Below are 11819 nucleotides of genomic sequence, written 5' to 3'. Positions count from 1 at the left end.
GTAAAAACGAGAAAAGCCCGCAAAAGCGGGCTTGACTTCAATAGTGGTAGCGGGGGCTGGATTCGAACCAACGACCTCCGGGTTATGAGCCCGACGAGCTACCAGACTGCTCTACCCCGCATCAAACTGGTTGTTTCTCAGGGAACCCCTGATCAACGTGGCGCGCATGATAAGGGGTGTGATCGACACTGTCAAAGGAAAGTTCCGGGTTTAACCAAACCTACCTCTCCAGAATCGCAGTAACCCCCTGGCCACCCGCAGCGCAGATGGAAATAAGGCCCCGACCGCTGCCCTTCTCCTCCAGCAACTTGGCCAGAGTCGCAACAATACGGGCACCGGTGGCCGCAAAGGGATGGCCGGTCGCCAGGCTGCTGCCTTTCACATTGAGTTTGTCGCGGTCAATGCTACCCAGGGGCTTGTCCAGACCCAGGCGCTCCTTGCAGAAAGCCGGATCCTCCCAGGCTTTCAGAGTGCAAAGGACCTGAGCGGCAAAGGCTTCATGGATTTCATAGAAATCGAAATCCTGCAGTGTCAGCCCAGCCTTCTCCAGCATCCGGGGTACCGCATAGGCAGGCGCCATCAGCAGGCCTTCCTTCTTGTCCACGAAATCTACCGCCGCAACCTCCGAGAACGTCAACCAGGCCTTGACCTCATAGTTGTTGGCCTTGGCCCATTCCTCACTGGCCAGCAGCACGCAAGACGCGCCATCCGTCAGCGCCGTGCTGTTGGCCGCAGTCATGGTACCGTTTTCCCGATCAAAAACCGGCTTGAGCGTCGCCAGCTTCTCCAACGAGGTATCCGGCCGCAGAATGTTGTCCTTTTCCAAACCTGCCATCGGCGTCATCAAGTCGTTGAAGAAACCTTCCTCATAGGCCTTGGCCAGCTTCTGATGGCTCTCGAAGGCCAGCTTATCCTGATCCTCCCGGGCAATGTCCCACTCCTTCGCCGTCACCTGGGCATGCTCGCCCATCGACATGCCAGTGCGGGGCTCGCCATTTTCAGGAACCTCCGGCTTGAGATGCCCCGGCCGAAACCGCCCTAGAATCTTCAGCCGCTCGCCCGCCGTCTTGGCCCGGTTCAAATCCAGCAAAATCTCCCGAAGCCCCTCACCCACGCCAATCGGCGCATCGGACGTGGTGTCGGTTCCGCCAGCGATGCCGCACTCGATTTGCCCCAGGGCAATCTTGTTGGCCACCAGAATCGCCGCCTCCAGCCCCGTGCCACAGGCCTGCTGGATATCATAAGCCGGAGTCTCCGGAGCCAATCCACAGCTCATCACCGCCTCACGGGTAAGATTAAAATCCCGCGAGTGCTTGATAACCGCCCCGGCAGCCACCTCACCCAGCCGCTGCCCCTCAAGACCATACCTGTCCACCAGCCCCCGCAGAGCCGACGTCAGCAACTCCTGGTTACTGATCTTGCTGTAGGATGTATTGGAACGAGCGAACGGAATCCGGTTACCGCCCAGCACAGCCACGCGACGAATAGCCGAAGGGCCAGCACTGGTCTTCTTTGATGTAGCGGTTTTCTTACGTGGAGTATTCGATGCTTCTGCCATGATCAATTCATCCGTTTTGAAGTAACCGTGATGTCAGGGGGAACATTGGGGGAAGGCTTCCCAGAACCGTGGAGCGCCAAGGATGGCGCGACCGAGCCCTACATGGATGTATTCACGGGCGTGTTCTGGGAAGCCTTCCCCCAATGTTCCCTGCACCCAGGCTGAGTTGTTAATGTCGACAGTTTAGCGACAACCCGAAATGCCTCATTGGCACCCCTGACAACACCCTACAGGCATTGAGTCAATCCAAAAACTATCCGATTCTTTACCCTGTAGGACGATTCGCATCCAGCAACCCGAATGCAAAACAAGGAAGCCACCATGTCTGACCTCTATCTTAGAATAGTAAACACCCCGGTAGGTAAAACCGCCGCACAATCCCTCGGTCTGCCAGCGCCAGTACCCCTGAAACGCCTCAAACGCACCGACCAGCCCTTTATTGAGGGCGACGTGCTGATTGGTGCCGCAGCCGGTGGCAAAGCCATCGCAACCATTGGCAGCACCCTCAGCGCCAGTGCCGCCACACTGCACCATGCCAGCGGCAACGAGCGCCTGAACGATTCATCCAAAGCCGGCAACAAAGCCCGACCATTGGACCTGGGGTCGGACATCGACCACAAATTCTCGGCCCTGGTGTTCGACGCCTCTGGCCTGAAAGGCCCCGACGACCTTCGAGCGCTCTACGACTTTTTCCACCCCACCATCAAAAAGCTCGGCAGCAACGCTCGCGTTCTGGTCGTTGGCCAGACCCCCGCCACCTGCAGGAAAGCACCCCAGGCCGCGGCTCAGCAGGCACTGGAAGGATTTGTTCGCAGCTTAGGTAAGGAGATCGGCAAGAAAGGCTCAACGGCAAACCTGCTGTGGATGGCGCCCGGAGCAGAGAAGCAACTGGAGTCCAGCGTTCGATTCTTCCTGTCTGCCCGCTCTGCCTACGTGTCCGGCCAGGTCGTCAAGATCGGCAAAAGCGATGCGGCGCCGGCAACCAACCCCGTCGCCCCACTGACCGGCAAGGTTGCATTGGTCACGGGCGCCTCCCGTGGCATAGGCGCCGCCATCTCAGAAACGCTGGCACGGGACGGCGCGACCGTCATTGGTCTGGATATTCCGCCAGCCATGGAAGATCTTCAAAAGGTCACATCCGCCATCAAGGGCAAGGCCCTGGCCTGCGACATTACCGACGACAAAGCACCAAAACTGATCGCCGACTTTATCGACGAGCATTTCGGCGGGGTGGACCTGGTGATTCACAATGCGGGAATTACCCGCGACAAGACCCTGGGCAACATGCCTGAACACTTCTGGGATATGACCATCGCCGTAAACCTGACCGCCGAAGAGTTGATCGACGAGGAACTGGCCAAGCGTGAGCTTATGAAAGACAACGGGCGCATTGTCTGCATCTCCTCCATCAGCGGGATTGCTGGCAACTTCGGGCAGACCAACTACTCAACCGCCAAATGCGGAGTCATCGGATACGTGGAAGCCATGGCCCGGCAACTGAAAAACGGGGTGACCATCAACGCCATTGCTCCCGGGTTTATCGAAACCCAGATGACAGCAGCAATGCCGGTCACTATCCGCGAGGCAGGTCGCCGGATGAACAGCCTTTCCCAGGGCGGCCAACCGGTGGATGTGGCTGAAGCCATCGCCTGGTATTGCAGCCCGGCATCCAATGGAGTGAACGGCAATGTTGTGCGGGTTTGCGGGCAATCGTTGATTGGCAAATAAAAAAAGGGCCGATCCTTGCGGATCGGCCCTTTTTCGAAATTTGGTGGGTGGTACTGGGATCGAACCAGTGACCCTCGCCTTGTAAGGGCGATGCTCTCCCAGCTGAGCTAACCACCCGGGAATACTTTCTAAATAAAAATGGCGGAGCGGACGGGACTCGAACCCGCGACCCCCGGCGTGACAGGCCGGTATTCTAACCAACTGAACTACCGCTCCGCATCAATTCGGCCCTCGGGCTCGAACCTGAAACCGGATGGGGTGATCCGGTGATGCATTTGAAAGTGGTGGGTGGTACTGGGATCGAACCAGTGACCCTCGCCTTGTAAGGGCGATGCTCTCCCAGCTGAGCTAACCACCCACTTTCAAGCCTTTCAAAAGGCATTCACTTGCTTGGCAGCCGTGCTGTCTCAACCAAGTGAGAGGCGCATTTTAAGCATTTGGCTGGCGGTGTCAAATATTTTCCCGGAATTTTCTTTAAAAACCTGCAAGCCATTAAAAAGCGTACAGTTTTTAAGCAAATTCACTTCCGCCGCGAGGTTTTGACGGCTCGCACAACCGGACGATCCTGCCCCGCCTGCTGGGCTTTCTCCTGCAGGGACAACTCGCTGACACGGCTGCGCCTGTCTTCAGGCACGGCCCGATTGGCCAGGGAACAATTCAGGTCATCCAGCCTTTTTTGCAGATCGCCCCAGCTATCGAGAAGTTGGGGAACAACATCGTCCGCCAGCTTTTCAAATCTGAGTTTAAGAGAATCCTTGAGAGCCATTGTTTTCGAATTTCCCGCGTCTTTCACCTGACGTCAGTGTAGTCAGCGCTCAGAAAATCCACCAGCCACCTCCGGATTCTGCCTCTTCCCTTCGCTCACGCTCCTGCTCCAGTTCCGCGTACTCCTGCTCAAGCTTCTCAATCTTGCGATCTGTCTCCAGGGGAACAGTGGGGCCACCGCCGAATGGCCAGAACCAGGGAGCGGATTCGTATTTGCCTTCTTCCTTCATCCGCTCGATCTCAAGCTCCCGCTCCTCTTCCAGCAACACCAGTTGCCGCTCGTAATCCATGTCTTCATTCACTTCCACAATCGAGGTCGCAGCATGGTTCGGTGCCAAAAGATCACTGTTGAGGAATCGAGTGGAAACGATCTCCTCTGCCTGCATGGCATATTCCCGGGTAACCAGCTGCAAGTCACCCTGGGTCAGCGGGTGATCCGGATCCAGATCAGGATGTCGCTGGCCCGGCTCGGAGAGCTCGTTATAGCGCAGGTAATAAATCTTTCCGGGCTCAACTTCCAGCGTGGCATCGGCGATCAGGCTCAGACTGAAGGAGTTCATTCCCTCCAGCCCCAGCAGCGGCCGACGCATGGCGATATGGCGCTCCCCGGGGCTCACCTCCAGCCAGGTGAAGCTGTCGTTACGGATGTTGAAATAGTGGGTATCGTCTATGTAGACACTTGGGGCTTCGATCTCGTCTGCAGCCCACTGGGAATGGGTCCGATAGAAATACAGCACGGCGTTGCGCCGGTCCCAGCTGTCGTTATCAATGTGGACGAAATCATGGCCGGAAACCGGGTGCAGGAACGAACCGACGCTTTTACCAATGGACTGATAAACCGTACACCCGGACACCGCCAGCAACAGAAGAAACGCGACCAGCGGCCTGAGCAAGGGAAAAACGGAAGGCACTCGGGTTTTCATTGTTGTTAACTCTTCATCCTGATTGCGAGTTGCCTGATCATAACAACTGCAAATCCGCAGAAATGAGAGCTACCGCAAGGGATGGCTACAAACCGTTACAAAACCCGAAATGCGATGACCGAAACGCCTTGCGGGACAATTACTGCCCGCTGACCTGACTCCGCAGCTGGTTCACTTCTTCAGACAGCCGAACCAGGCGGGAAGTCAGCTGTGAACGGGAAGCATCGATCGACTCGACCGTTCGCTTCAGACTGGCCACCTCGTTCCGGAGTGCCTGAACCCGGCCATCGCCGGCCAACTCATCCGTCTCCCGCTCCAGAGCCGAAATCCGCCCCTCCATACCACTGATTCCAAGCTTCTGCTCCTGCTCGAATCGCCGGATACGGCTCTCGATCACCTGATCCACATCCGCCAGTTGCTGACTCAGTTTCGTCAACTGATCCGTTGCCTGCCGGTTCGCCTCCTGCAGTGCCGCAATCGACGTCTCCGTCTGCTGCTTCAGAGCGGCAATATCGGCAGAGAGCGATGACCGGGCCTTCTCTACCGATGCCTCAAGTGCACCAATGGCCTGTTTCCCTTCCGCAAGACCGGATTCCAACGCAGCAATCCGCTCCTGCTGATCATCCAGACGCTTCTTGTTGCGCTCATTTGCAATGGCCCAAAGCTTCCGGATCTCACTGTCTGCCGTATCCAGGCGCTTGGTGTGCGCCGCGATCTGCTCCTCCAGAGTCGCTCCCCGCTCCTGCAGGTTCTCCCCCGTTTCCGAAAGCTCCCCCTCAAACCGGGCCAGCGCCAGCTTGCTCTGACGAGCCCAGTAATCTGCCTCCTCAAGCTGCCCTTCCAATGCCTGAACCCGCTGCTCCTGCGAATACCAACCGGCACCGCCCGCCACGGCCAGCACGATCAAGAGCACCCAAAGCATGGCCGAGCTGCCACGACCACTGCCGCCGTTACCGCCTTTGCGCCCTTTGGGAGGCTTCGCTGGCGCCGACGGTTCGCCCTTCCCACCGGACGATGGCCTGGACTTTTTCTCCGCCGCTTTCTTCGGCCCGGCACTACCAATCGGTCGTTCAGCCCTCAGCTCATCATCATCTGGACGAATGGGTTCCATTACAGCTCCTGACTATGGACGGTTAAAACAATAAGGTCCGATAATACCTGTACTTACAAGCAGGGTGAAATAAAGGCGTGTTATTGGCGGACCACACTGAGCTAAGGGGCGTGGTTGGGATTTCTTTTCCAGAAATGTCTGAAGCCAGGGATGGCTTCAGTCAAGCGCACATGGAAGTGCTCGTAGCGGTTTCTGGAAAAGAAATGCCAACCACGACCTGCACCAGGCTTTGTTGCATGGTAGGTAGGCAAAACATACAATGGCCGGCTTTCCAATTATCACAGGACTGTTGCATATGCAGCCGCTTGTAGGACTCATCATGGGCTCCAAATCCGACTGGCCCACCATGGAACACGCCGCCGACATGCTCGAAAAACTCGGCGTACCCTATGAAACCAAAGTCGTCTCGGCCCACCGCACCCCGGATCTGTTGTTTGAGTACGCCAAAACCGCCGCAGACCGTGGTCTGAAGGTTATTATCGCCGGCGCTGGCGGCGCCGCGCATCTGCCGGGCATGGTTGCTTCACAAACCGCCCTACCGGTCCTGGGTGTGCCGGTTCAGTCCAAAGCCCTGAACGGTCTGGATTCGCTACTGTCCATCGTCCAGATGCCGGGTGGCATTGCCGTCGGCACCCTGGCCATTGGCAAAGCCGGGGCCACCAACGCTGGTCTGCTGGCGGCACAAATTATCGGCACCTCAGACGACAATGTTCGCAAGGCTGTGGAACAGTTCCGGGCCACACAGACCGAAACGATTCTGGACAATCCTGACCCTCGAGATCAATGATTCAAGTTGGGTGAAGGGAGCCTTCGACGGGAGCTTTTCCAAAACACGCTACAAGCACGTCCCTGTGCGCTTGTTTCGGGCCATCCCTGGCCCTCTACAGTTTTGGAAAAGCTCCCGCCAAAGGCTCCCCGGACTTTTGGTGGCATCCCCAAAATGGTCACTACCGCAGTGAGAAGCCAGAAGATTTAACGCCAAAACAGGCAGGAGAACACAAATGAGAATTGGTGTACTGGGCGCCGGCCAACTCGGAAGAATGCTGGCACTGGCCGGATACCCACTGGCCAAGACCTTTGTTTTCTATGACATGTCTGGCAGCCCCAGTGCCGGTCTTGGTGAGGTCATCATTGACCGGGACGGCGAGTACCTGGATGACTTCCTCTCTCGCGTCGATCGCGTTACCTACGAGTTTGAACACCTGCCGGTCGAGGTGGCGGAGAAGATTGCCGCCCACAAACCAGTGCATCCCTGCCCCCGGGCATTACAGGTGTGCCAGAACCGGGAAGCAGAGAAGACCCTTTTCGGCCAGCTGGGCATTCCCACGCCAGAGTGGAAGATTGCCGACGGCGCAGCCTCACTGAAAGCCGCTGCCGAGGAGCTTGGCTGCCCGGTGGTGGCGAAGTCCAACACCGAAGGTTATGACGGCAAAGGCCAGGCTGTGCTAAGAACGCCCGAGGAAGCAGAGGCTGCATGGGCGTCCATTGGCCACCCCCGCCTGATCGTAGAAAAGTTTGTCGACTTCCGCCGGGAAGTATCGATTATTGCAGTGCGCGCTGAGAACGGCGAACTCGCGTTCTACCCGATGGCCGAGAACACTCACCACGAGGGGATTCTGCGGTACTCGATTGCACCGGCGCCAAAACTCGAAAAGCATGTTCAGGAAGATGCGGAGCGCTACATAAAGGCACTACTGAACGAATTGGACTATGTCGGCGTATTAACTCTGGAGCTTTTCGAAACAGCCGATGGCCTGGTGGCCAATGAAATGGCCCCGCGGGTTCATAACTCCGGGCACTGGACCATCGAGGGCGCGATGACGAGCCAGTTCGAGAACCACATTCGTGCGGTCAGTGGCCACCCGCTGGGCAACGTGGCACCCCGTGGCCTCAGTTGTATGATCAATATTATTGGCGAGCATGGCGAGATCGATCGCATTCTTGAACTGCCCTATGCCCATGTTCACCTCTACAATAAAGGTGAACGACCGGGCCGGAAGTTGGGCCACGTAAACATTCTGGCCGACAGCTACGAGGAACTGGTTTGGCGGGTAAAGAACTGCGCGCAGTTCCTGCCCGGCAGCCCCGAGTTTAAAAGTTCTTTGACAGCAAAGGGTTGATATAGCTCAAAGCGCCCTTATATTGGGCGAGTGAACATCCACATAAACAGAGAGACAGGGAGAACGACCTCATGGCATTTGAACTTCCCGCACTGCCTTATGAAAAGAACGCACTGGAACCGCACATCTCTCAGGAAACTCTTGAGTACCATTACGGCAAGCATCACAACACCTACGTCACCAAGCTCAATGGCCTGATCGAAGGTACTGATAACGCCAACAAGTCTCTTGAAGACATTATCAAGAGCGCCAGCGGCCCGCTGTTCAACAACGCCGCACAGGTTTGGAACCACACCTTCTACTGGCACTGCCTGAGCCCGAACGGCGGCGGTGAGCCGACCGGCGCAGCCAAGGAAGCCATCGAGAAGGCGTTCGGTTCTTTCGAAGACTTCAAAAAAGAATTTAACGACAAGGCCGCCAACAACTTTGGTTCTGGCTGGACCTGGCTGGTTAAGAAAGCCGACGGCAGCGTTGCCATCGTTAACACCAGCAATGCGGAAACGCCGCTGACCGGCGCCGACAAGCCGGTGCTGACCGTCGACGTTTGGGAGCACGCTTACTACATCGACTACCGCAACTCCCGTCCGAACTATCTGGAAGCGTTCTGGAACCTGGTCAACTGGGATTTCGTGAACGAAAACCTGGCTTGATCGAAGCCCTGCTTCCAGACACAGACTGCAAACACCGCAGTGTGTTAAAACGCCCGCCCCTGGCGGGCGTTTTTGTGCCTGTCATACCTGAGCAATTACAATTTGATACAAGCACACCCTGAAATCTTTGAAAAAATCGCCGATACTCCATGAAGATATCGGAACTCTGAACCATACTTAGCACCAACAATCAGGGTGAGGCCCCAAGCACATCACCCGAAGTGCGACATTTTCGCCCTGAACAGTGCGGAACGCTCGCCCTGGATAACCGGAACAAGACAGGCTTGAATGCAAAAATCCTTCGAGGTTGAACATCGCCTGGGCTATCGAATCTTACGGTGGATTCTTGCCGTAGCCCTTGTCAGTGGCGTTATTGTGAGCACCATACAGGTCATCCTGGATGCCCAGCGCGTGTCCACGGGGCTGGACAGCGACGCTGAGCAGACCATTGCGATGGTAAAAGACGCCGCCACCCAGGCAGTATTCAGCATCGATGCCGAGCTCGCCCAACAGGTAGTTGACGGTCTCTTCGCCAAGGAAGCGGTTCACACGGCCCGAATCGTTCATCCAGACGGCGAACCACTGGGCAATCGCGACCGCCCGTTGCAGCAAACCGCGTTTCGCCCGGTTACTGACCCCTTCTTCGATGATGAACGCCTCTTCCGCGAACCCCTATTCCGGGAAGGTAATCCAGAAGACGTCTATGGTTATCTGGATGTTCACTACGATACAGCACCGGCAGCGCGCACCTGGCTGGACAGGGCGGCGGTCACCTTCGCTTCTGGCATAGCGACGGCCCTCATCCTCGGGATGGTGCTGTTTTATGTCTTCCATCTGCTCCTAACGCGCCCTCTGCTGCGGATTGTCAGTTCCGTGAAACAGGTAGACCCGGCACACCCGGACGACCGCCTGGTCACAACGCCACCCGGCCATCAGAGCGACGAACTGGGTCTGTGGGTAAACGCCACGAATAATCTTTTGGTCGCCATTGGTGACAGCCAGAAACGTCATCGCGAGGCGGAGGATCGGGTTAGCCGTCTCTCCCGCTACGATCAGCTTACCGGCCTGCCCAGTCGGGATACCTTTATGGAATTGCTGATACGGGACATTGAGGAGGCCAACAAGCGCCACTCACAACTGTCTCTGATTGTCTGCGGCATCGACGACTTCAAGTCGGTGAATGAGCAGTGCGGGTTCCGCTCTGGCGATCTGATCCTGCAGACTGTCGCAGACCGGCTGACCAACAAACTGGACAACGCCCGCTTTACCATTGCGCGTCTTGGCAGCGATCAGTTCGTAATTGTGCAGAAAGGACTCCGGGACGGCTTCCAGGCAGCAGACACGGCCGAGCGAATTCTTGCTTGCATCAGCGCACCCATGCTTGTGGAAGATCAGAGCATTTCCATGACGGCCACCATGGGGGTTGCACTGTACCCGTCTGACACCAACCAGGCAGACCGTCTGCTCCAGAGTGCCGAACAGACCATGACCCTGGCCAAGCAGAACGGCCATAACCACTTCCAGTTCTACGTCGCCAGCATTGACCAGGAAATCCGCGACAGGAAGCAGCTGGAAAAGGACCTGTCCCAGGCACTGGCCAACCATCAGCTGCATCTGGTTTACCAGCCCCAGATCAACCTGGAGAGCAAACGGGTGATCGGAGCTGAGGCGCTACTCCGTTGGGAACACCCGGCTCGGGGTATGGTGCCTCCCGACACATTCATACCTGTCGCCGAAGCGAATGGGTCTATCGTTGAAATCGGCCAGTGGGTCCTGGATCAGGCGTGCTGGCAGGCGGCTCGGTGGGCAGCCGATGGCACGCCACTGCGTATTGCCGTTAACCTTTCGGCAGTACAGCTGCGCCAGGAAACCATCGTCGATGACATCCTCGATACCCTGCGAAGACACAAGATTCCTGCCGGGCGGCTGGAGCTTGAGGTGACCGAAACCAGCTTCATGACCAACCTTTCTGATGCGGTGGCCAAACTCCACAGGCTGAACAGAGCCGGGATAAGCATCGCAGTGGACGACTTCGGCACCGGCTACTCTTCGCTCACCTACCTGAAGCAGATGCCAGTTCAACACCTGAAGATCGACAAACAGTTTATCCAGGATCTGCTTGTCAACGAAGAAGACACCCGAATCGCCAACACCATTATCGATCTCGGCAAGAGCCTGAACCTGTCGGTGGTTGCAGAGGGTGTGGAAACGGCAGAACAGGAATACTATCTGAGCCAGCGCGGTTGTCAGCTGGCTCAGGGTTATTTTTTCAGCAAGCCGCTGCCGCCGCGTGAATTTGAGACCTTCGTAAAAGGTTTCCACGAGCAAATCGTGGAGAATAACGCCTGACCCATTACCCTGAGGAGTTGCCATGGGAACCACCGTTATCGGCCTGATTGTCATTGCCGTCGTTGTTTTCTACCTGGTCTTTATCTACAACCGTCTGGTTTCCCTCCGTAACCAGTTCAAGAACGGGTTTGCCCAGATTGACGTTCAGCTGCAGCGCCGGCACGACCTGATCCCGAACCTGGTGGAAGCGGCAAAGGCCTATCTTACCCATGAGAAAACCACCCTCACCCAGGTGATGGAAGCCCGCAACAATGCGGTCAGCGCCCAAAAAGATGCCGCCAAGGATCCTGGCGATGGCACCAAGATCCAGCGACTTGGCAGCGCGGAAAACCTGCTGACCAAGGCACTTGCCAACTTTTACGCCGTGGCCGAGAACTACCCGGAGCTGAAGGCCAACGAAACCATCCAGCAACTGATGGAAGAACTCTCCAGCACCGAGAACCGTGTCGCCTTTGCTCGCCAGGCCTACAATGACGGCGTGATGAGCTACAACATCTTCCGGGAGCAGTTCCCCAACAACATCGTTGCCGGCATGTTCGCGTTCAAGGAAACGTCGCAACTGGAACTGGAATCACCGGAAGCCCGTCAGGCACCGAAAGTGGCCTTCTGAGGCCC

General features: G+C 56.9%; 10 protein-coding genes and 4 tRNA genes. 6 read left to right on the top strand and 8 right to left on the bottom strand.

Annotated features, from left to right (window positions below):
* Nucleotides 1–44: 44 nt before the first annotated feature.
* Together ABNF92_RS17585 and ABNF92_RS17580 are read right to left on the bottom strand one after the other, a co-directional pair.
* Nucleotides 45–121: transfer RNA gene (locus ABNF92_RS17585), tRNA-Met, on the bottom strand.
* A gap of 99 nt (nucleotides 122–220) precedes the next feature.
* A complete protein-coding gene (locus ABNF92_RS17580; RefSeq protein WP_349342885.1) occupies nucleotides 221–1558 on the bottom strand; it encodes an acetyl-CoA C-acetyltransferase in 1338 nt (445 codons plus the stop codon).
* A gap of 321 nt (nucleotides 1559–1879) precedes the next feature.
* Between ABNF92_RS17580 and ABNF92_RS17575 the strand changes: the two genes are divergently transcribed.
* Nucleotides 1880–3286, top strand: coding sequence for a 3-oxoacyl-ACP reductase (locus tag ABNF92_RS17575; RefSeq protein WP_349342884.1), 1407 nt, complete (start codon nucleotides 1880–1882; stop codon nucleotides 3284–3286).
* A 41-nt stretch (nucleotides 3287–3327) separates the two neighbouring features.
* Here the strand turns inward: ABNF92_RS17575 and ABNF92_RS17570 are convergent.
* The 6 genes from ABNF92_RS17570 to ABNF92_RS17545 all read right to left on the bottom strand — a co-directional run bounded on the left by ABNF92_RS17570 (nucleotide 3328) and on the right by ABNF92_RS17545 (nucleotide 6085).
* Nucleotides 3328–3403 (bottom strand) — tRNA-Val (locus ABNF92_RS17570).
* A gap of 22 nt (nucleotides 3404–3425) precedes the next feature.
* Nucleotides 3426–3502 (bottom strand) — tRNA-Asp (locus ABNF92_RS17565).
* A gap of 66 nt (nucleotides 3503–3568) precedes the next feature.
* A tRNA-Val gene (locus ABNF92_RS17560) sits at nucleotides 3569–3644 on the bottom strand.
* Between the two features lie 162 nt (nucleotides 3645–3806).
* Nucleotides 3807–4052, bottom strand: a complete 246-nt coding sequence (locus ABNF92_RS17555) for a hypothetical protein (protein WP_069183164.1) — start codon at nucleotides 4050–4052, stop codon at nucleotides 3807–3809.
* 49 nt (nucleotides 4053–4101) lie between these two features.
* The gene (locus tag ABNF92_RS17550; RefSeq protein ID WP_349342883.1) at nucleotides 4102–4974 is read right to left on the bottom strand and encodes a DUF2846 domain-containing protein; all 873 of its coding nucleotides are present in this window, start codon (nucleotides 4972–4974) and stop codon (nucleotides 4102–4104) included.
* 139 nt (nucleotides 4975–5113) lie between these two features.
* Nucleotides 5114–6085, bottom strand: a complete 972-nt coding sequence (locus ABNF92_RS17545; RefSeq protein ID WP_349342882.1) for a hypothetical protein — start codon at nucleotides 6083–6085, stop codon at nucleotides 5114–5116.
* A 295-nt stretch (nucleotides 6086–6380) separates the two neighbouring features.
* Between ABNF92_RS17545 and purE the strand changes: the two genes are divergently transcribed.
* From purE to ABNF92_RS17520, 5 genes are all read left to right on the top strand, one after another.
* Nucleotides 6381–6872, top strand: coding sequence for a 5-(carboxyamino)imidazole ribonucleotide mutase (gene purE, locus ABNF92_RS17540; RefSeq protein ID WP_349342881.1), 492 nt, complete (start codon nucleotides 6381–6383; stop codon nucleotides 6870–6872).
* A gap of 214 nt (nucleotides 6873–7086) precedes the next feature.
* Nucleotides 7087–8205, top strand: a complete 1119-nt coding sequence (locus ABNF92_RS17535) for a 5-(carboxyamino)imidazole ribonucleotide synthase (protein WP_349342880.1) — start codon at nucleotides 7087–7089, stop codon at nucleotides 8203–8205.
* Nucleotides 8206–8276: 71 nt separating this feature from the next.
* Nucleotides 8277–8855 (top strand): superoxide dismutase [Fe], encoded by a 579-nt coding sequence (gene sodB / locus ABNF92_RS17530; protein ID WP_136631545.1) that lies wholly within the window; start codon nucleotides 8277–8279, stop codon nucleotides 8853–8855.
* A gap of 288 nt (nucleotides 8856–9143) precedes the next feature.
* Nucleotides 9144–11204 (top strand): EAL domain-containing protein, encoded by a 2061-nt coding sequence (locus tag ABNF92_RS17525; RefSeq protein ID WP_349342879.1) that lies wholly within the window; start codon nucleotides 9144–9146, stop codon nucleotides 11202–11204.
* Between the two features lie 22 nt (nucleotides 11205–11226).
* Complete coding sequence (locus tag ABNF92_RS17520; protein ID WP_069183158.1) at nucleotides 11227–11814, top strand: LemA family protein; 588 nt, start codon at nucleotides 11227–11229, stop codon at nucleotides 11812–11814.
* Nucleotides 11815–11819: the final 5 nt, after the last annotated feature.

Origin of the sequence: Marinobacter sp. MMG032, assembly GCF_040112695.1 — a bacterium.
Taxonomy (GTDB): Bacteria; Pseudomonadota; Gammaproteobacteria; order Pseudomonadales; family Oleiphilaceae; genus Marinobacter; species Marinobacter salsuginis.
This window is presented reverse-complemented; position numbering and strand designations above follow the sequence as displayed.